Raw genomic sequence first — 20,028 nt, 5'->3', positions numbered from 1 at the left:
CAGTGCCCGATACGCGTCAGCCCCACAGCCGGGCAGCGCGCCGGTCGGCCTCGGCGACGTCGGCAGCGCCGTCGCGTACCGCGTTGCCCAGCCGCACCAGGATGTCGTTCAAGGCCGCGGCGGACTGCTGCCAGCGGGCCTGCTCGGCGTGATACGCGGTGGCCGCTTCGCGCGTCCACACCTGCTGCAGCGGCGCGATCTGGCGGCGCAGATCATCCAAGGCGGCCCCCAGCCGTGCCGAGGTCTGCTGGATGTCGGCGAGCACGCCGGCGTCGATCTCGGCGAAGTTGTAGGACAGGATCGGTTCCACGGGACTCTCCTTCTACAGTTCGGCCGTGACGCCGCCGATGCGCGCGGCGTGCTGCTGGGCGGCGACGCGCAACGTCTGTTCGTTGTGCCGGATGGTTTCGGCGATGGCAGCCAACGCATCGGACAACCGGTGGGATTCGGTGTTCCACTGCATGACGACATCTCTGAATCGGGTGGCTGCCGGTCCGCCCCACACCGACGGCGGCACGGACTGCATGCGTGCGATGAAGCCGGCCAGCAGTGCCCGGATCTCCTCGTTGCGGGCCTCGGTGGCCGATGCGATGGTGCGCATCATGTCGAAATCAGTGTTGAGCGCCGCCATGGCTGTCTCCTGTCGAATTATGGATCTCCACAATGGTTTTGACGTTCATCGGGGTGCATCGGTTCCACCTGCTTCGTGTGCCGATCCGACCACTTGATCACAGACCGCGCTGACGGTCTCGAAACGGCCGGGCGGGCACTGACATCCGATACTGATCCGGGTGAAGCCGTCGATCAGGATGAACCAGTGGATGTCGCGCCCGACGCGCGCTTCGCGATAGCTCACGACCACACGGCCGGCGCGGTGGCCATTCGGTTCGAAATCGGCGAAGACACCGGGCGGTTCGAGTCCGATTGCCCGTTGCAGGACCTCGACCATGGTGTCGTGGGTCTGTCCCGGCGCGTAGGACCCGGTGATGTGCAGAGCTGCGGATGGATCGGTGTCGGAGACGAGTTCCACCCGTCGCGAACCCGGTCCGGTGGTGACCCGGCGCAGCTGCCAATCGGCGGGCACCTGCACGACGACGCGGCCCTCGGCCAGGGTCATGGTCCGACCCGGGGTTGTCGGCGGTTCGCCCCCGCGGCCGGCGAGCAACGCGACCCCACTCAGCGTGATGGCCACCGCGGCGGCCGCGGCGGCGGTAGCGACCCGGACCGGCACGCGGGGCGCGGCCGGCGAATCGGCACGTCTGACTTCGGGACGAGCGGCCGGTGGCACCGCGTCCTCGAACCGGCCGATACTGGCCCGGATACCCCTGGACGACAGTGTCTTTCGCAGCTCATGGGCCAGGTGCTCGGCGCCCGGAATGCCGTGCGGTGCATCGATAAGAACCTGCGATACCCCTTCGATGTCGCGGATGCGAGCAGCCAGGGCGTCAGGGTCGACGGTCCCGGACAGCACCTGCGGGGGCGCCGGACCGCGGCAGATCGCCACAGCGTCGGTACCGAGCTCGATCACCACCGCTGCCTGGCCGCCATGCGCCGTCAGCGTCGATCGAGCTCGGGTCTGCACCCGTCGCGCCGGCGCGCTCGCCCAGCCGGCGAGCCGTGCCACCCGGTGCGCCGGCCACCAGGATGGGTGCACCATGGTGAGGACGTCGCCCGACCGGAGCGCCGGTGCCGACAGAATCTCGCGCCACAACTGCTCGACGGCGACGGGCCGCTCGTCGAGCAGCACGGTGGTGTCGTCGATGCCGGCCAGCGCGGCGCGGATCCAGTCGGGGTCGGCCATGACGTCGTCTCCCGACGGCAGCTGGCGTACCGCCACGGGGCCCACTTCGAGGACCGTCACGGCGGACTCCAGCACACCTGAACACGGTGCGCGACAACAGTACTCACGAAAAGACCGCGTCCCGGTGGCTGAGGCGACGGTCGATGTCCACCGATGACCGATCCTTCTTCGGGAGAGCCGCTCATCAGCAGGGCCGGACAACGATCGTCACGCAGATGCGCGAGCAGCGGGTCGTAGAACGCGCGGGCGATGCCCGCGCAGCGCCGCGCAAGGACGACGTGCAGACCGATATCCGATGCGTGCGGCAGCAGCTCACCCAGCGCGGTGAGTGCCTCGCCACCGAGGCTGCAGACAAGGTCGTGATCGTCGATGACGACGAACACATCAGGGCCGTCCCACCAGGATCGGCTGCGCAGCTGGTCGGGTGTGAGATCGGCGGTCGGCAGTCGAGCGCGCAACAACGCGAGCAGGGCCGGCAGGGAGTCGGCGAGGGCCGCAGCGGAGAAGGCATACCCGCTCAGGTAGGCCGGGTCGACCAGGCCGAGTAGTCCGCGCCGGAAATCCACCACATAGAGCTGGGCCTGCTGCGGTGCCGCATTGCGGATGATCTCGAGGCACACGACCCGCAGTGTGGCGGTTTTGCCGCACTCCCGATCGCCGAGGATCAGCAGGTGGCCGTCTCTGGTGAGGTCGAGAACTGCAGGAGCCACATCGGATTCGCCGATGCCGAGGAGAACACCCGGGCGGTGGCCGGCCTGGTCGAGGACCGCGGTGTAGTCGACCAGTGCGGGAAGCAGCCGCACGGGCGGGGCCCGCCACGTCCCCACCGTGCCGGCTTCCAGCTCCGCCGAGGTGGCGATGGCGAAGTGGTGGCCGTCGCGGGTGACGCCGCGCCCAGGCCGGCCGAGCGGGACGAGAGCCGCTTGCTTGCGGTCCATCTCAGAGTCCTGCGGATCACCGAGACGCAGCTCCAGGCGGGTGCCGATCTGGTCTTTCAGCGCCGGCCGGAGGTCGGCCCAGCGTCCTGCGGTGAGGATGAGGTGCACACCGTAGGACAGGCCGCGGGTGGCCAGCGCGGTGAATCGTGGCTCGAGATCACCGAATTCGTCGCGCAGGGTTTGCCATCCGTCCACGACGAGGTAGACATCCCCGAACTCGTCGCAGTGCCCACTCTCGCGTGAGCGCACGATCGCTTCGACATGCCGGACCGTTGCCGCCACCAGCTCGGTGTCCCGGCGGGTGGCCAGCGAACCGAGGTGCGCAAGCACCCGCAACACCTCGAGTGCACCGCCGCCGAAGTCGAGGCAGTAGAACTGGATTCGACGGGCGTCGTGCCGGACGGCCAGCCCCGTGATCAGGGTGCACAGGGTCTGTGATTTACCACTCTGCGGCGCGCCGACGATGGCCACGTGGCCGCCGGCGCCGCCGGTGTGGACCGTCAGCGGCACCCGGCACTGGTCGAAGGGCCGGTCGATGAGTCCGATGTCCGCGCTCAGCTCTGGACCGGCGGCCGGCAGGTCAGACAGCCGCGGCGATGCGCTCAGTGGTGGCAGCCAGATCTGGCGCGACGGTGTTCCCCGGCGGGTGAGGTGGTCGAGGATCGAGTCCAGGACGGTGCGGTCCTGGGCGCCGGCCGGCGGTGGGCCAGGCTTCGACGTGAAGAGCCGGGCAGCGCCCCGGTGCTGCGCGGGAGCGTCGTCGACGAGCGGGACACCGAGGTAGGTCGCGTGGAACCTGGTCAGCCGCCCGTCACCGTCGCGCAGGAACGCCGAGCCCGGTGTGGTGGGCAGGTCGGCGGCGTCGGCCACGCCGATCACCGCGCGGGATTCGGCAGCTGTCGACGTCTTCAAACAGATCCGATACGACAGATGCGATTCCACCCCGCGCAGGCGCCCCTCGTCCAGCCGCTGGCTGGCCAGCAGCAGGTGCACCCCCAACGACCGGCCGAGCCGCCCGATCATGGCGAACAGATCCGCGAAGTCGGGTCTGCGGGCCAGCAGTTCGGCAACTTCATCGACGAGGATGAACAGTGACGGCAGTAGTGGAAGGCTCGGATCCTGTTGTCGCGCTTGTCGATAGGACTCCAGGTTGATCGCCTGTCCGGCGCTGGCCAGCAGCTGCTGACGGCGATGGATCTCCCCGGACAGCGCTTCCTCGGCTCGCATCACCAGGTGGTCGTCCTCGGCCAGGTTGGTGATGACCGCCGCGACGTGCGGCAAGCCGTTGAGCCCGCGGAACGTGGCGCCGCCCTTGAAGTCGACGAGGACGAAATTCAGTTCCTCGGGCGGATGCAGGCAGGCCATGCCGGTGACCACCGTGCGCAGGAGTTCGGACTTGCCCGATCCGGTCGCCCCGATGCACAAGCCGTGCGGTCCCTGACCGCCGGCAGCGGGCTCCTTGATGTCGAGTTCGACGATCTGGCCGTCGGGGGCGCGGCCGATCCGAACGCGCAGGGCGGCACGCTGGTCACGCGACGTCCGGGGCGCACCGTCGGCGGACTCGAAGCGGGCGAGCCAGTGCGCAACGTCGTCGGCGCCAGGGTGGTTCGCCCGGTAGCGCGCCAGTCGGCGGGCGCAGTCGCGCGCCTGGTCCACCGTCAACGCATCGGCGCGGGCGCAGTCCTCGCCGGTCACGGTGATCCGTTGAGATTCCAGATGCAACGGCAGCGCGTCGACATCCCCGGTGGCGCCGATCCGCAGCGCGGTCATCGGTGCCCGGTGTCGGGGCGCGCACCCGTCCGAGCGGTCCACGATCACCACGAGGTGGGGCCGCTGCGCATCGGCGACGAGAGCCTCGAGGTCGGTGGCGTCGTCATAGACCATCGGCGCGCCGGTGCGTGGATGACGAGTGTGCGGCAGCCACTTCAGCCAGTCCCATTCGGCGCGTCTGCTGCCGTCGACGAGCGCGGTGACGAGCACCGTCGCGGGCGCGTGCGACACGGTGAGCTGACAGATCATCGCCCGGATCAGCGCACGCGCCTCGGCCAGCGCGCCGTCGAACGTCACCGCGGGCACACCGGTGAGGGCAAGGGCGATCGGAAGATCCGGGACGACGGCGTGGTTGCGCACACAGCGTCGCAAGGCCTCGGCGGTGACCGGGTCGAGGTCCTCGGCAGGCGGTGTCGGGGGAAGAACGATGGGCCGGCAGAGTCGTTGTGGGCCGATCCCGATCCGCACGTGGCCGAAATCGGGGTCGCTCGCTCGGCGCTCCCACATCCGCGGACCGCCGACGAGCGACCACAGCGCTGCCGGCGGCGGATGCAGCCATGTCAGCGCGTGGTGTTGACGGTGCGCCGCATCGCGCATCTGAGCGCCGAGACCGTCGAGATGGTCGAGATATCGGCGCCGCTGGTCGTCGAGGCGTGCGCTGCCCCGCTCCCGGCCGCCGTGCACCATCATGGCGATCGTCGAGATCAGGGCCATGCCGGGCAGCAGCACCATCATCGGACTGATGGCGGTTCCGGATCGGACCGCCCAGACCAGCATGCCCGCCGCGGCGACGAGGCCGACCGCCGCCATCGCGGAGAGCCGTGCCGAGCCGCCGGTGTGGTCCGGCAGCGGCGGGGCGGCGACGACCACGGCGTCGGCGGGGATGGCCGGTGGTGTCAGCCGAGCATCACCGCTGAACTCGATGGTCGTCGCGGGCATGAACGGACGGTAGGCACCGGATGCGCACCCGGCAATTCACCTGTGGACAACGGAGTTCGCGGCCACTGCCCGATGACTACCGTGCGCCCCATGGCTGCCATGACCGCGATGTGCCGGTTGTCGATCAGGTCCGCGCTGACCGAGGTGGACGTGGAACTGCCCGCCGATCTGGCTGTGGCCGAGCTGCTCCCGACCGTCGTCGACCTGGTGGGTGAGATCCCATTCCCGGGCCCACTGCGGCTGGCCCGGCCGGACGGGACCGTGGTGGACGTCCGAGCCTCCTTGGCGGAGTGCGGTGTCCACGACGGTGACGTGCTGTTCCTGGTGCCGGTGGATCTCCCAGACCCACCGGTGCCGGTCGAGGTGGGTGCGGCCGTGGCGCAACTGAGCGAACAGGGCGGCCGTGCAGTGCCGGACTGGGCAACCGCCGTTCTGGTCACGGCGTGGTCGGCGATCGCTGTCGTGACGGCGCTGTGCGTGGGCTCCCGCACTACCGGTGTGTCTCTCGTATTTGCTACCGCTGCAATCGCTTTCACGCTGTGGGCGGCGGTCAGGGTGCGCCGGCACCGGACCGCGTCCACCGGCCTCGGCGTGATCGCCGCCGTCGTGGGTACGGTGTCGGCCTGGGGCATGGTCCCGGGGCTGGCCGGCGGCATGCTCGGGTCGTCGGCGCTGGCCGGCGTAGCACTGGTGGCCTGGCGGGTGCTCGATCACGGAGCACAGGTGTTCGTTCCGCTCTCCGGTGTGGGGCTGACCTCGGCCGCAACCGCGGCGGCGGTGATGTCGGACGTGCTGCCTGCGGCTGCGGCCGGCCCCCCGATGGGCACCGCAGCGGTGGCGATGCTCGCCGTGTCCCCGCGGTGGTCTCTCCGCGCCGGCGGGGTCTCCCCCTCGGCTCACCCGCAGGACGTGAAGAGCGGCGTCGGACGCGCGCGCAGCGCACTGGCCGCCACGGTGGCAGCTGCTGCCGGGGTGGGCATGTCCGGCGTGATGATGACCGCGGCGTGGTCGGCCGAGCCGGGCTGGGCTGCCACCTTCACCGGGCTGCTGTCGGCGGAATTCCTGTTGCGCAGCCGCTTTCACCAGGGATGCCCCTCGTGGTGGGTGATGATGAGCGCCGCGGCCAGCGCGGCGACGGTGTCCACCGGCCTGTTGACACGCAGCGCACCGTGGGCGACCGGGTGGGTGTGCGCGGCGGTCCTCACGGTGGCGGCAGGCACGGTGGTGGGGTCGACGGCCGCGGCCCGTTCTGTGCTGGCCGCCAGGGCGTTGGGAATCCTGGATGTCGTGGTGGGGGCGGCGGTCGTCCCGACGGCGTGCGCGGCGGCGGGTGTGTTCACCGCAATCGGTGCATTGCGGTGAGGATCGTCGCGATGGTGGCCGTCGCCGTTCTGGTCGCTTTACACTGTGCACCAACAGCTTTCGCCGTCTCACCGCCGCCGGTCGATGGTTCGCTACTGCCGCCGCCGGCCGCAGCGGCGCCGCCGGAGCCGACCGAACAACGCGAACCGTGCACGGTGCTCACCAGGACCGCACCGAAGGTCCGAGCGCATCAGCTCGACGGTGTCGACCTGCCGACTCTGTGGCGGCTGACCCGGGGAGCCGGTCAGCGGGTGGCCGTGATCGACACCGGGGTGCAACCGCACCCACGGCTGCCCGCTGTGGTCGCCGGCGGCGACTACGTCTCCACCGGGGACGGGAGGCAGGACTGCGACGGTCACGGCACCATCGTCGCCGGAATCATTGCGGCCCAGCCCGACGAATCGGACAGCAGCGGATTCGCCGGTATCGCACCGGATGCCACGGTGATCGCCGTGCGTCAGTCGAGCACGATGTTCGGGCCGACGTCCCAACCGTCGGCCCGGGGATCCGGTGACGTCGAGACGCTGGCGAAGGCGGTACGCACCGCGGCGGACATGGGGGCGTCGGTGATCAACATCTCCTCGGTGGCCTGTGCCGAGGGGATGCTGGATGACCGGGTGCTCGGCGCGGCGCTGTCCTACGCGGTGGATGTCAAGGATGCGGTGGTGGTGGCCGCCGCCGGCAATGTCGGCGGCCCGGGGCAATGCTCGGCGCAGAACACCGGCGGACAGTCCTCCGTCATCTCCAGCCCGGCCTGGTACGACGACTATGTGCTGACCGTGGCCTCGGTGGACGTACACGACAACGCGTCGCCCTTCAGCCTTCACGGACCGTGGGTGGATGTCGCGGCGCATGGGGAAGCCGTTGTCTCCCTGGACCGCAGCGGTCCGGGCGTCGTCGACACCATGGCGGGAACATCGGGACCGCTGCCGATCTCGGGTACCAGCTATGCCGCCCCGGTGGTCAGCGGCGTGGTGGCCCTCGTGCGGGCCCGGTTCCCGCGGCTCACGGCACGACAAGTGATGAGCCGGATCACCGAGTCGGCCCACAAGCCCTCCCGGGGCTGGGATTCGGCGGTCGGCAATGGTGTCGTGGACCCCCTCGCGGCGCTGAGTGATCAGCCGGTAGCAGCACCGACGACACCGCCCGCACCGGTTGCCGTCCCGGATGTGAGCCCAACCCGCCGTGCCGAGCCGCGGGCCGTGATCGGGGCCGGTGCGGTGGTGTGCCTGATCGGTATCGCGGCAGCGGCGTCGATGTGGTTACGGCACCGTCCCACCGATCACATCGCGCCCCGCTAACGCGGCCTGCTTGCTGAGTTCGGGTCCGGCGGGCAGCGCGGCGAGGATGGCCCACGGGATTGGCGTGGGCTGCCGACCAAGTCCGATCGCGGCCGCCGCGGTCGAATCCCGTACCGGAAAGACCACTCCCGCGTCGGTGACGACGTAGCGGCCCGCGGTCGCGGTGGCTGCCTCGACGTCGACTCCCGAACCGGGGGCAATGCTGAACGCGTCGAGATTGGGCCCGTCCCCATCGGCGACGGCCAACGGCACCGCGGTGGCGTCCGGTTCGACCGCGCCGGTGGCGACCCGGGTTGTTCCCTGGCGCCATGTCGCGCACACCCCCGCGTCGTGCGGATCCAGCAGTCGCGGTGCGGCGTCGGGATAGCCGCCCACGTCCAGGGAGTCGACCATGGTCGCGGTGGCGATCACGTCCGGCGGCACAAACGGAATGTCCGTACCGGCCATCGGGTCGGCGAATCGGATCAGGTCCGCAGTCAGCCGTCCGATGCGCTGGATACCCTGCGGCACAACGACATAGAACTCCTCAGCATCGGCCCGGGCGGTGCGCAGCACACCACCGACCCGGACCCCGGCGACCTCGGCGGGCGATCCGATGATCGGCGGCGGACCGATGGCCGGCGCTTCCGGGAGGACGTTGAGCAGCGTCGCCGACACCGGCCGGGGCCGCACCCCCTCGAGGTGCAACGCCCGTGCGGTGGCCGGGTTGCCCACGTCGATCCGCGCCCGCCTGCCGTCGTAGAGGAGGTAGACCGAGCCGTCGCCGTGTGCTGCTGACACCACGACGGCGGTGCCGGGCTGGAGTGTGGGCGGCCCGATGTGCGCGGTGACAGTGATAGCGGTGCTCCCGTCGGCGCGGTCGCAGACCGTCCAGTGCTGCTCGGCCGGGGAGAGCATCGTCCCCACCGAATGGGGCGCTCCAGGAATGCCCAGAACCGGCCCGCGTGCAACGGTGCGCAGTGCGGCGTCGTCGACAAGTCTCGGCGTTGCCGGTGTCCCCAGGATGAGCTGGGCCGACACCAGATTGGCCACCGGCCGCAGCCGATCACCCACCCGGACGAACAGCGCTCCGGATTGGCGTGACATGACCAGCGGGCTCTGGCCCGGCCCGCCGGGCGGGATCGGGAATGCAGTGGCCAGAACCCCGATGCCCAGGGCCACCGCACACCCGGCGGCCAGCGCACGGCGATGGGCGCGCACGGGATCGCCACCGGCGGGCATCGGATGCCCCAGAAGCGCGTATTCCAGCCGGCGCCAGAGGAACCGATCGCCGCTGGACTGCAATCGAAGCGATCCCTGGCGCCGCATGCACCCACGCTAGAGCGGCGGCGACGGGAGGGCTTTCCGGTATCAACAGCCCGACGTCGACTAGCTTTCCTTGGACCGCCGTTCCCGGTAGGCCGCCACGTGCTGACGGTTTCCGCAGTTGCCGGTGTCGCAGAACATCCGGGACCGGTTGCGGGACAGGTCCAGCAGCACCGCGTCACAGTCGGATGCCGCGCAGATCTTCAGCCGCCGCAACTCGCCGGAACGCACCAGGTCCGCCAATGCCATGGCCATCTCGGCACCCATCCGCTGCGCCAGCGGATCATGGATCGAGGCCAGGTGCAGGTGCCAATCGGGCATCTCCGGGTGGCGGGTCAGCCACGGCGAGGCGTGGGTGTCCGAGAGCAGGGCGTTGATCTGGCCCACCGCCCGCACCTCGTCACCAGCGGTCGCCCAGATCCGGCCCAGCCGCGCTCGAAGGGTGTGCACCGAGCCCAGCTCGGCGTCGTCGTGGTCACGCCGCCCGGTCCACCCCCAACTGGTCAGGTAGGCGTCCAGCGCCTGCTGGTCGCCCAACTGTTCACCGTCGCTGCGATCGCTGTTGACCAGCGCACAGGCAGCACGCAACGTGAGTTCGGTGTCATGACTGAAAAGCATTTGACGCATGACTCCTTCGGGACGTAACGTCATGAGCAATCTTCATTTTACTCATTACAGGCGGGGAGGTGCCTCATGTCGACCATGGTGCGCGGTCACGACCACTTCCGGCTCGGTTTGCTGTTCGCAGTCGGGTCGGCGTTCACCTTCGGAATGTCCGGGCCCTTCGCCAAAGCACTGATGGGCGCCGGATGGACGCCCACCGCCGCCGTCACCGCCCGCCTCGCCGGCGGGGCCCTCGTGATGGCCATCTTCGCCACCATCGTCAAACCGGACTGGATCCGCGAAGCCCGTGACCACATCCGCGTCGTCGTCGCCTACGGGCTGATCCCGATCGCCGGTGCCCAGCTGTGCTACTACAACGCCGTCTCGCACCTGTCGGTCGGCGTTGCTCTCCTGCTGGAGTACACCGCCCCGATCCTGGTCGTCGGCTGGATCTGGGGCACCACCCGCCGGCGGCCCCGCACGCTGACCCTGGCCGGGGTCGGGCTGGCGGTCGCGGGCATCATGCTGGTCCTCAACGTCTTCAGCGGGAATGCCCACATCAACGCCGTCGGCGTGGCGTGGGGACTGGCCGCGGCGATCTGCGCCGCCTGCTACTTCATGATGTCCGACCAGGTCAGCGCCGACGGCAACGGACTGAGCTCGATCACGCTGTCCGCGGCCGGACTGGTGGTCGGCACCGTCGCGGTCGCGGGCCTGGGCCTGACCGGCATCATGCCGTTGACCTTCACCACCAACGACGCCGTCGTGGCCGGACTGACCGTGCCGTGGTGGGTGCCGGTCGGCATGCTCGCCGTGGTCGCCACGGCGATCGCCTACACCCTGGGCATCAGCGGGGTGGCCCGGCTGCGTCCGAGCTTCGCATCACTGGTGGGCCTCGGCGAGGTGCTGTTCGCGGTGTTGTGCGCCTGGGTGCTGCTCGGCGAGTCGGTCAGCGTGACCCAGGGCCTGGGCGGGCTGGTGGTGCTGCTGGGCTTGGCGTTGGCCCGCCAGGGCGACCGCAGCGCCGAGATCACCGCGGCGACCTGGCCCGATGCCGGTCCGCTCGAGGAGATCGCGGCCGGCGCCCGTACCTAACACGCCACGCGAGAGCAAACGTCGGGAATGAAACTCACTTAGCTTGCGTAACATTACGGCGTGACGTTCTCCCCAGTCCTGCGTGCCGCCGCGGTCACCGCCCTGGTGACGGCAAGCGCCCTCGTCAGTCCGGTTCTGCCGGCAGCCCACGCCGACGGCTGCCGCGACATCCAAGTGGTGTTCGCCCGTGGAACCAGCGAGCCGCCGGGCATCGGACGGGTCGGTCAAGCGTTTGTCGACTCGCTGCGTAGCAAGGTACGGAACCGGTCGATCGGCGTCTACGCCGTCAACTATCCGGCCAGCTACGACTTTCTGGCGGCCGCCGACGGCGCCAACGACGCCAGCGCGTTCATTCAGAACGTGGTGAACACCTGCCCCGACACCAAGCTGGTCCTGGGCGGCTACTCGCAGGGTGCGGCCATCATCGACGTGATCACCTCGGTCCCGTTCCCCGCCGTCGGGTTCAACAACCCGCTGCCACCCGAGGTGCCCGACCACGTCGCCGCGCTGGCCGTGTTCGGCAACCCGACCACCAAGGTGGGGCTGCCGCTGACCTCCAGCCCGGTGTACGGCCCGAAGGCCATCGACCTGTGCAGTGTCGGGGACCCGGTGTGCTCGGACGGCAACGACGTTCCGGCCCACAGCAACTACAGCCAGGTCGGGATGACGAGCCAGGCGGCGTCCTTCGTCGCGGGCCTGCTCTGATGCCGACGAACGGTTTTGGGCACCGTGTCGCCTTGTGTGAGGATGAGCTGATTGTGGATCACGTCGATCAAGAGGGATGTGCGCGCGTGTTGAAGCCGCTCAAGACACCGGCCCGCCGACTCACCGTCGCCGGCGCGGCCATGGCTGCTGCGGCCGCCGCGACGCTCACCGCCACCGCGCCGGCCGCCGCCGCAGATCCCTGCCCGGACGTCCAGGTCGTCTTCGCCCGCGGCACCAGCGAGCCCGCCGGAATCGGCCGGGTGGGCCAGGCCCTGACCGACACGCTGCAGGCACAGCTGGGCGCCCGCACCGTCGGAACCTACGCGGTGGACTACCCCGCCACCTACGACTTCCTGGCCGCCGCCGACGGCGCCACCGATGCGACCAACCACATCCTGGCCACCGCCGCCGCCTGCCCGTCGACCCGCTTCGTGCTGGGCGGTTACTCGCAGGGCGCCGCGGTGGTCGACATGCTTCTGGGCATTCCGCCGCTGGGCAACAAGATCGGTGAGATCGGCTCGGCACCGCCGCTGCCGTCCAGCGTGGCCAACAAGGTCGCCGCCGTCGCGGTGTTCGGCAACCCGGCGACCAAGTTCGGCAACCCGGTATCGGCGGCGGGTGCACCGTTCGCGGGCAAGGGCATCGACCTGTGCAATGACGGCGATCCGATCTGCTCGCAGGGACGCAATCCGTTCGCGCACACCGATTATGAGAGCACCGACCTGCCAGGCCAGGCCGCCGGCTTCATCGCCGGGCTGTTGTAGATCTGTAATTCATTTGCTGGCAGGGGTCCTCGGGCCTCGCGTACGATGGCTGGCATGCAGACCAAGCGGCTCCTGAGCAGCCTGACGGCGGTAATGTCCGCTGCCGCTGTGATGTTGCTCGCTCCGGCGGTGTCACCGTCGGATTCACCGGTATCGGCCCCGAAGGCCAGTGCAGCACCATGCCCCGAGGTCGAGGTGGTGTTCGCCCGCGGGCGCGTCGAACCGCCGGGGACCGGCAAGGTCGGCCAGGCCTTCGTGGATGCGCTGCGCTCCAAGACATCCAAGAACGTCGGCTTCTACGCGGTGAACTATCCCGCCGACTATCAGGTCGACGTGGGCGCCAATGATATGAGCAAGCACATCCAGTACATGGCCAAGAACTGCCCGAACACCCGCCTGGTTCTGGGCGGGTACTCGCTGGGAGCGGCCGTTACCGATCTGGTGCTCGCCGCGCCGTCGCCGGTGTTCGGTTACAACAACCCGCTCCCGCTGGGCATGGACGGCCACGTCGCGGCAGTCGCCCTGTTCGGCAACGGCACTCGTAAGGTGTTCGGCCCGGTGTCCGACAACAGTCCGCTGTGGGGGGACAAGACCATCGATCTGTGCACCCCCGACGATCCGATCTGTAACGACAACATGGATCCGGAAAGCTGGGCGGGCAACTGGAATTCCCACCTGCAGGCGGCCTACATCGATTCCGGGTTGGTCGACCAGGCTGCCAGCTTCGTGGCCGGGAAGCTCTGATCAGAGCGTACGCAGATCGCGGGTCACCGCGATGCGGGCCGCCAGTTCATCGTCGGGCGGATAGTCCACGCCGACCAGGGTGAGCCCCCGCGCCGGAGCGGCCGCGAAGGCGCTGGATCGTTGCGGTTCGCTCAATAATGTTGCGCACCAAGCCGAATCGCGTCGTCCCTCACCGACGGCCAGCAGTGCCCCCACCAACGAGCGGACCATCGACCAGCAGAACGCGTCGGCGGTGACGAACGCGGTCACCATATCGCTGTCGGCCTCCCAGTCCAGCCGCTGCAGATCCCGGATCGTGGTGGCGCCCTCACGATGCCGGCAGAACGCCGCGAAGTCATGCAACCCCACCAGTTCCCGCGATGCGACGGTCATCGCCGCCACATCAAGCCGCCGGGGCCAAGGCGTGACGTACCGCGCGAGCTGCGGATCGACACCGTACGGTGCCGACGACAACCGGTAGACGTAATGGCGGCGCAGGGCAGAGAACCTGGCGTCGAAACCTGCTGGGGCGCGCGTGATCTCGCGGACGCGGACATCTTCAGGGAGGAATCGCGCCAGTCGGCGGATCAGCGGAAGGAACTCCGGATCACCGGGCCTGGGGTGACGGGGATAGGCATGCCCAAGGGCATCGGCCGGGATGTCGACGTGGGCAACCTGCCCGGTGGCGTGAACTCCGCTGTCGGTGCGGCCCGCGGCGAACAGCCGCACCGGGACCCTGAACACCGTGGATAGTGTCTCGTCGAGGACACCGGCGACGGTGCGATGCCCGTCCTGCGCCGCCCATCCGGTGAATTCGGTTCCGTCGTAAGCGATATCGAGCCGCAAGCGCACCGGGTCGGATAATGCGACGTGCCCGCCACCGAATTCGGTGGCGGGCACGTTCGCACTCATTGCGTCAGGACTTGTCAGCGTCCGAATCCTCGGCAGCTTCCTCGGCGACCTCAGCAGTCTGCGCGTCGGCGATCGCGGCGTCTTCAGCCTTGATCTCCTCGACGCTGTCGGCCACCGGCGCCTCCTCGACCGCAGACTCCTCGACCGGGGCCTCCTCGGCCTTCGGAGCCTCGGCAGCCTTCGGCGCAGCAGCCTTGCGAGCCCGGTTGGCCTCAGAGGTCACCGTCTTCTCGCGGACCAGCTCGATGACGGCCATCGGGGCGTTGTCACCCTTGCGTGCCTCGACCTTGATGATCCGGGTGTAGCCGCCCTCACGGTCGGCGAAGAACGGACCGATCTCGGCGAACAGGGTGTGCACCACGTCCTTGTCACGGATCTTCTTCATCACCTCACGCCGGTTGTGCAGCGTGCCCTTCTTGGCGTGGGTGATGAGCTTCTCCGCGTACGGCCGCAGCGCCCGCGCCTTGGGCTCCGTGGTCTTGATCCGGCCGTGCTCGAAGAGCGAAGTGGCCAGGTTGGCCAGCAGCGCCTTCTGGTGCGAGGACGACCCGCCGAGACGGGGGCCCTTGGTGGGCTTAGGCATTGCGACTATCTCCTATGTGGGGCCGACCCCCGTATCAGGTAGGGCCGGGACGGTTCTCTTTCGAGTGCTTAGAGCTGTTCGGTTTCGGCGTAGTCCTGGGTGTCGTCCAGGTCATAGCCGGCATCGCTGTTCCAGGTGCCGGTGGCCACGTCGTAGCCGGCGACCTCCGACGGATCGAAGGTGGCGGGGCTGTCCTTGAGCGACAGACCCAACTGGTGCAGCTTGATCTTGACCTCATCGATCGACTTCTGGCCGAAGTTACGGATGTCCAGCAGATCGGACTCCGTGCGGGCGACCAGCTCGCCGACGGTGTGCACACCCTCGCGCTTGAGGCAGTTGTACGACCGGACGGTCAGATCCAGATCGTCGATCGGCAGCGCGAACGCCGCGATGTGATCGGCTTCGGCAGGCGACGGGCCGATCTCGATGCCCTCGGCCTCGACGTTGAGTTCCCGTGCCAGACCGAACAGTTCGACCAGGGTCTTGCCGGCCGACGCCAGGGCGTCCCGCGGGCTGATCGAGTTCTTGGTCTCGACGTCCAGGATCAGCTTGTCGAAGTCGGTGCGCTGCTCGACGCGGGTGGCCTCCACCTTGTAGGTGACCTTCAGCACCGGCGAGTAGATGGAATCGACCGGGATACGGCCGATTTCAGCACCCGAGGCCTTGTTCTGAACGGCGGGGACGTAGCCGCGGCCGCGCTCGACGACGAGCTCGACCTCCAGCTTGCCCTTGTCGTTCAGGGTCGCGATGTGCATGTCCGGGTTGTGCACGGTCACCCCGGCCGGCGGGACGATGTCACCGGCGGTGACCTCACCCGGGCCCTGCTTGCGCAGGTACATGGTGACCGGCTCGTCCTCCTCGGACGACACGACCAGGCCCTTGAGGTTCAGGATGATGTCGGTGACGTCTTCCTTGACCCCGGGCACGGTGGTGAACTCATGCAGCACACCATCGATGCGGATGCTGGTGACGGCCGCGCCGGGAATCGACGACAGCAGCGTGCGCCGCAGCGAATTGCCAAGGGTGTAACCGAAACCCGGCTCCAGCGGTTCGATGACGAACTGGGAGCGGTTCTCGGCAATGACCTCTTCGCTCAGTGTGGGTCGCTGAGAAATCAGCATGGTGTTTCCATCTCCTTCTCGGCACCCGCTATTTGATGCCGTTAGGTGACCCGCGGAACGGATGTCCCGCGGACGTCTTCATTACTTCGAGTAGTACTCGACGATCAGCTGCTCGGCGAGCGGGACCTGGATCTGCTCGCGGGTGGGCAGCTGGTGCACGAGGATGCGCTGACGCTCCCCGACCACCTGCAGCCAGCCCGGGATCGGACGATCGCCTGCGGTCTCGCGGGCCACCTGGAACGGCAGCGTGTTGAGCGACTTCTCCTTGACGTCGATGATGTCGTACTGCGACACCCGGTAGCTCGGGATGTTCACCTTGACACCGTTGACGGTGAAGTGGCCGTGGCTGACCAGCTGACGGGCCATCCGGCGGGTACGCGCCAGACCGGCGCGGTACACGACGTTGTCCAGCCGGCTCTCCAGGATCTGCAGCAGGTTCTCGCCGGTCTTACCCGAGTGCCGCGAGGCCTCTTCGTAGTACTTGCGGAACTGCTTCTCCATGACGCCGTAGGTGAAGCGGGCCTTCTGCTTCTCCTGCAGCTGCTGGCGGTATTCGCTCTCCTTGATCCGCGCGCGGCCGTGCTGGCCGGGCGGGTAGGGGCGCTTCTCGAACGACTGATCACCGCCGACGAGGTCGACGCCGAGACGGCGCGACTTGCGAGTGACGGGTCCGGTATAACGAGCCATTTTCTAGATCCTCCCTAGACCCGGCGCCGCTTGGGCGGACGGCAGCCGTTGTGCGGCTGCGGAGTGACGTCGGAGATGGCGCCGACCTCGAGGCCGGCCGCCTGCAGCGAGCGGATTGCCGTCTCGCGACCCGAACCCGGGCCCTTGACGAACACGTCGACCTTCTTCACGCCGTGTTCCTGCGCCTTGCGGGCCGCGTTCTCGGCAGCCAGCTGCGCGGCGAACGGGGTCGACTTACGCGAGCCCTTGAAGCCGACGTGACCGGAGGACGCCCATGCGATGACGTTGCCCTGCGGATCGGTGATGGAGACGATCGTGTTGTTGAACGTGCTCTTGATGTGGGCGGCGCCGTGGGGAACGTTCTTCTTTTCCCTGCGGCGGGTCTTGGCTGCACCCTTCTTGGGAGCGCCACCCTTCTTTGCTTGTGCCATCCGGGATTACCTGGCCTTCTTCTTGCCGGCGATGGTGCGCTTCGGGCCCTTGCGGGTACGCGCATTGGTCTTGGTTCGCTGGCCGCGCACCGGCAGACCGCGGCGGTGCCGCAGACCCTGGTAGCAGCCGATCTCGATCTTGCGACGGATGTCGGCCTGCACCTCACGGCGCAGGTCACCTTCCACCTTGAGATCGTTGCCCTCGATGTAGTCGCGGAGCTGGGTCACCTGATCGTCGGTGAGGTCCTTGCTGCGCAGATCCCGGTCGATACCGGTCGCCGCAAGGATTTCCTGCGAGCGGGTACGGCCAATGCCGTAGATATAGGTCAGCGCGATCTCCATGCGCTTGTCGCGCGGGAGGTCAACGCCCATGAGACGTGCCATCAGGCAGTGATTCCTTCTTCTATGCGGAGGTCTGTTCCCAGTCCGTTCCCCGCCCGAAAAAGATCGGAGCGTCGGGGCCCGGCCTCCGTCCGGGCGTGTCTGGCTGGCGAATCCAGTCAGTGGTACTGGGAGGTCTGCATTCAGTTGTGTTGGCCGATCAGCAATCTGCTGTCGGCAGGCTCAGCCCTGCCGCTGCTTGTGGCGCGGATCAGAGCAGATCACCATGACCCGCCCATGCCGGCGGATCACCCTGCACTTGTCGCAGATCGGCTTGACGCTCGGGTTCACCTTCACGGCTGTTCGATCCTTCTAGTTCTCGTCGGTTGACTGTTTCGTGCTGACTCGAAGTCTGGGCAACTACTTGTACCGGTACACAATGCGACCCCGGGTCAGGTCGTAGGGAGACAACTCCACCACCACCCGGTCCTCGGGAAGGATGCGGATGTAGTGCTGCCGCATCTTGCCGCTGATGTGAGCGAGCACCTTGTGACCGTTCTCCAGCTCAATGCGAAACATCGCATTGGGCAGGGGCTCGACCACGCGGCCCTCGACCTCGATGGCACCGTCTTTCTTGGCCATAACCTCTCAGATCCTGCATTGTCGGTTCTGCTTGCACCCGCCGCTCGCGGCGACGAGTCCTCGCAGTCGGGGCAGCATTCGCCCCGACTGCAAAACGTGAGCCGGTGACAGGAAATTCCAGGACTGGGCACGCGAGAGTCGGCGCGGGCACCGCACCGTTGGTCCACGATACCCGCTTCGCGGCGCTACTCCAAAACGCGAGCTGAGCTGGTCACCACACATTAATGCGCAGGTGAACGATCTGCGACCGGAATCGCGGGCAAGCCAGCCAATCCTCATAACCACTGGACGCGCACGGCGCCCGACGGCGCATACTGGACAGTGATGACTGGACCTCTCCCCCAGCCCAAAAAACCCGTGATTCTCACCGTCGACGACGACCCTGCCGTTTCCCGTGCGGTGGCCCGGGATCTGCGTCGTCACTACGGCGAGAGATACCGGATCGTGCGGGCCGAATCGGGACTCGACGCGCTGGAAACACTCAACGAACTGAAGCTGCGCGGGGAAACCGTGGCGGTCTTCGTCGCCGACTACCGGATGCCGCAGATGAGCGGCATCCAGTTCCTCGAAGAGGCGATGGACGTCTACCCCATGGCGCGCCGCGTCCTGCTGACCGCCTACGCCGACACCCATGCCGCGATCGACGCCATCAACGTCGTCGACCTCGACCACTACCTGCTCAAGCCGTGGGATCCGCCCGAGGAGAAGCTCTACCCCGTTCTCGACGCGCTGCTCGAGGCCTGGCACGCCACCGGCGACCGCGCCATTCCGCACACCAAGGTGATCGGCCACCGCTGGAGCGAGCGGTCCTGGGAGGTGCGTCAGTTCCTGGCACGCAACCAGCATTCGTTCCGCTCGTTCATGGCCGACGAGCCCAAGGGCCGCCAGTTGCTCGACGCCGCCGGCCTGGACGGCTTCCAGCTGCCGGTGGTCATCACCGAACAGGGTGAGACCCTCGTCGACCCCACCGATGCCGAACTGGCGGGGATGCTGGGGCTGTCGACGGTTCCGTCGCTGGAGATGTATGACCTGGCCGTCATCGGCGGCGGCCCGGCCGGTCTGGCGGCCGCGGTGTACGGCGCCTCCGAAGGCCTCAAGACGGTGCTCATCGAGGAGACGACGACGGGCGGGCAAGCCGGACGCAGCTCGCGCATCGAGAACTACCTCGGCTTCCCGACCGGGATCTCCGGCGCGGAATTGACCACCTCGGCGCGCAGGCAGGCCGAGCGGTTCGGTGCCGAGGTGATCACCACCCGCAAGGCGGTCGGACTGACTGCCGGTGACGCCGGCACCGCGCGCACCATCACCTTCTCCGACGGTGGCGAAATCGCCGCTCGCTCAGTCATTTTGGCCACCGGCGTGGATTACCGGCAGCTTCGCGTCACCGGCTGCTGGGACAACCCGGACGACTCGTCCTGCAACTATGTCGGCCGCGGGGTCTACTACGGCGCCTCGGTGTCGGACGCCTCGGAATGCGAAGGCGAGGACGTCTACCTGGTCGGCGGCGCCAACTCCGCGGGGCAGGCGGCACTGTTCATGGCCGAGCGGGCGAAGTCGGTGACCATGCTGGTGCGCGGGCCGTCACTGGAGGCCTCGATGTCGCACTACCTGATCGCCCGGATCGAGAAGCACCCGAAGATCACCGTGCGCACCTGCACCGAGGTGGTCGACACGCTCGGCGAGGACGACCACCTGACCGGCCTGATCCTGGAGAACAAGCAGACCGGCGAACGCGACACCGTCGCCTCGACCCGGATGTGCTGTTTCATCGGCGCCGAGCCGCGCACCGAATGGCTCAAGGAGATCGTCGCCGTCGACGACCACGGATTCGTCCTGGCCGGACCGGACCTGCGTGACGTCGCCGGCTGGACACTGGACCGCCCGCCGCACCACCTGGAAACAAGTGTGCCCGGTGTGTTTGTTGCAGGAGACGTGCGCGCCGAGTCCGCCAAACGGGTGGCGGCCGCCGTCGGCGAAGGATCGATGGCGGTCATGTTGGTGCACCGGTACTTGGCGGAGGCCTAG

21 protein-coding genes are annotated in these 20,028 nt (G+C 68.3%); 7 read left to right on the top strand and 14 right to left on the bottom strand.

The features are described from left to right. Positions 1 to 16 precede the first annotated feature (16 nt). The 4 genes from G6N35_RS25040 to eccCa are packed head-to-tail and all read right to left on the bottom strand — an operon-like array spanning position 17 to position 5,448. On the bottom strand, positions 17 to 310 hold the full coding sequence (locus G6N35_RS25040; RefSeq protein ID WP_163807064.1) for a WXG100 family type VII secretion target: 294 nt from the start codon (positions 308 to 310) through the stop codon (positions 17 to 19). A gap of 12 nt (positions 311 to 322) precedes the next feature. Beyond that, the gene (locus G6N35_RS25035; RefSeq protein ID WP_163807063.1) at positions 323 to 631 is read right to left on the bottom strand and encodes a WXG100 family type VII secretion target; all 309 of its coding nucleotides are present in this window, start codon (positions 629 to 631) and stop codon (positions 323 to 325) included. Between the two features lie 45 nt (positions 632 to 676). Next, positions 677 to 1,861 carry a type VII secretion-associated protein gene (locus G6N35_RS25030; RefSeq protein WP_163807062.1) on the bottom strand — a complete coding sequence of 395 codons (1,185 nt, stop codon included), beginning with the start codon at positions 1,859 to 1,861 and terminating at the stop codon, positions 677 to 679. Further along, positions 1,858 to 5,448 (bottom strand): type VII secretion protein EccCa, encoded by a 3,591-nt coding sequence (eccCa, locus tag G6N35_RS25025; RefSeq protein WP_163807061.1) that lies wholly within the window; start codon positions 5,446 to 5,448, stop codon positions 1,858 to 1,860. Before eccCa ends, G6N35_RS25030 begins: the two co-directional genes overlap by 4 nt. Positions 5,449 to 5,538: 90 nt before the next feature. Here eccCa and G6N35_RS25020 point away from each other — a divergent pair, with 90 nt between their 5' ends. Beyond that, on the top strand, positions 5,539 to 6,810 hold the full coding sequence (locus tag G6N35_RS25020) for an EsaB/YukD family protein (protein ID WP_163807060.1): 1,272 nt from the start codon (positions 5,539 to 5,541) through the stop codon (positions 6,808 to 6,810). Positions 6,811 to 6,821: 11 nt separating this feature from the next. Continuing rightward, positions 6,822 to 8,111, top strand: coding sequence for a type VII secretion-associated serine protease mycosin (mycP, locus tag G6N35_RS25015; protein ID WP_163807919.1), 1,290 nt, complete (start codon positions 6,822 to 6,824; stop codon positions 8,109 to 8,111). Here mycP and eccB read toward each other — a convergent pair. Together eccB and G6N35_RS25005 are read right to left on the bottom strand one after the other, a co-directional pair. After that, entirely contained in the window at positions 8,073 to 9,419 is a 1,347-nt protein-coding gene (gene eccB, locus G6N35_RS25010; RefSeq protein WP_163807059.1) for a type VII secretion protein EccB, read from the bottom strand. The two genes, mycP and eccB, sit on opposite strands and share 39 nt — an antisense overlap. Before the next feature lie 60 nt (positions 9,420 to 9,479). Continuing rightward, positions 9,480 to 10,034, bottom strand: a complete 555-nt coding sequence (locus G6N35_RS25005; protein WP_163807058.1) for a CGNR zinc finger domain-containing protein — start codon at positions 10,032 to 10,034, stop codon at positions 9,480 to 9,482. A gap of 75 nt (positions 10,035 to 10,109) precedes the next feature. Here G6N35_RS25005 and G6N35_RS25000 point away from each other — a divergent pair, with 75 nt between their 5' ends. From G6N35_RS25000 to G6N35_RS24985, 4 genes are all read left to right on the top strand, one after another. Continuing rightward, entirely contained in the window at positions 10,110 to 11,114 is a 1,005-nt protein-coding gene (locus tag G6N35_RS25000; protein ID WP_179967419.1) for an EamA family transporter, read from the top strand. Positions 11,115 to 11,174: 60 nt separating this feature from the next. Then, complete coding sequence (locus tag G6N35_RS24995; protein ID WP_246224503.1) at positions 11,175 to 11,819, top strand: cutinase family protein; 645 nt, start codon at positions 11,175 to 11,177, stop codon at positions 11,817 to 11,819. A 140-nt stretch (positions 11,820 to 11,959) separates the two neighbouring features. Next, complete coding sequence (locus G6N35_RS24990) at positions 11,960 to 12,583, top strand: cutinase family protein (protein WP_163807916.1); 624 nt, start codon at positions 11,960 to 11,962, stop codon at positions 12,581 to 12,583. 45 nt (positions 12,584 to 12,628) lie between these two features. Next, on the top strand, positions 12,629 to 13,327 hold the full coding sequence (locus G6N35_RS24985) for a cutinase family protein (protein ID WP_163807057.1): 699 nt from the start codon (positions 12,629 to 12,631) through the stop codon (positions 13,325 to 13,327). On the opposite strand, the gene truA is transcribed toward G6N35_RS24985, so the two are convergent. The 8 genes from truA to infA form a co-directional block, all read right to left on the bottom strand. After that, positions 13,328 to 14,218, bottom strand: a complete 891-nt coding sequence (gene truA, locus G6N35_RS24980) for a tRNA pseudouridine(38-40) synthase TruA (protein ID WP_179967418.1) — start codon at positions 14,216 to 14,218, stop codon at positions 13,328 to 13,330. 4 nt (positions 14,219 to 14,222) lie between these two features. Then, positions 14,223 to 14,801: a 50S ribosomal protein L17 gene (gene rplQ, locus G6N35_RS24975; RefSeq protein WP_163807055.1), complete on the bottom strand. Its 579-nt coding sequence runs from the start codon at positions 14,799 to 14,801 to the stop codon at positions 14,223 to 14,225. A gap of 68 nt (positions 14,802 to 14,869) precedes the next feature. After that, positions 14,870 to 15,922 (bottom strand): DNA-directed RNA polymerase subunit alpha, encoded by a 1,053-nt coding sequence (locus G6N35_RS24970; protein WP_163807054.1) that lies wholly within the window; start codon positions 15,920 to 15,922, stop codon positions 14,870 to 14,872. An 81-nt stretch (positions 15,923 to 16,003) separates the two neighbouring features. After that, a complete protein-coding gene (rpsD, locus tag G6N35_RS24965; RefSeq protein ID WP_163807053.1) occupies positions 16,004 to 16,609 on the bottom strand; it encodes a 30S ribosomal protein S4 in 606 nt (201 codons plus the stop codon). Positions 16,610 to 16,623: 14 nt separating this feature from the next. Continuing rightward, a complete protein-coding gene (rpsK, locus tag G6N35_RS24960) occupies positions 16,624 to 17,040 on the bottom strand; it encodes a 30S ribosomal protein S11 (RefSeq protein ID WP_163807052.1) in 417 nt (138 codons plus the stop codon). A 6-nt stretch (positions 17,041 to 17,046) separates the two neighbouring features. Then, the gene (gene rpsM / locus G6N35_RS24955) at positions 17,047 to 17,424 is read right to left on the bottom strand and encodes a 30S ribosomal protein S13 (protein ID WP_059016004.1); all 378 of its coding nucleotides are present in this window, start codon (positions 17,422 to 17,424) and stop codon (positions 17,047 to 17,049) included. A gap of 180 nt (positions 17,425 to 17,604) precedes the next feature. After that, entirely contained in the window at positions 17,605 to 17,718 is a 114-nt protein-coding gene (gene rpmJ, locus G6N35_RS24950) for a 50S ribosomal protein L36 (RefSeq protein ID WP_003879483.1), read from the bottom strand. Between the two features lie 63 nt (positions 17,719 to 17,781). Then, positions 17,782 to 18,003: a translation initiation factor IF-1 gene (gene infA / locus G6N35_RS24945; protein ID WP_005140011.1), complete on the bottom strand. Its 222-nt coding sequence runs from the start codon at positions 18,001 to 18,003 to the stop codon at positions 17,782 to 17,784. A 324-nt stretch (positions 18,004 to 18,327) separates the two neighbouring features. Here infA and G6N35_RS24940 point away from each other — a divergent pair, with 324 nt between their 5' ends. Beyond that, positions 18,328 to 20,028 carry an NAD(P)/FAD-dependent oxidoreductase gene (locus G6N35_RS24940; protein ID WP_163807051.1) on the top strand — a complete coding sequence of 567 codons (1,701 nt, stop codon included), beginning with the start codon at positions 18,328 to 18,330 and terminating at the stop codon, positions 20,026 to 20,028.

It is taken from the genome of Mycolicibacterium anyangense (assembly GCF_010731855.1).
Classification (GTDB): domain Bacteria; phylum Actinomycetota; class Actinomycetes; order Mycobacteriales; family Mycobacteriaceae; genus Mycobacterium; species Mycobacterium anyangense.
Note: the sequence above shows the minus strand (reverse complement) of the source record. Positions and strands in the feature narration are given on the sequence as shown.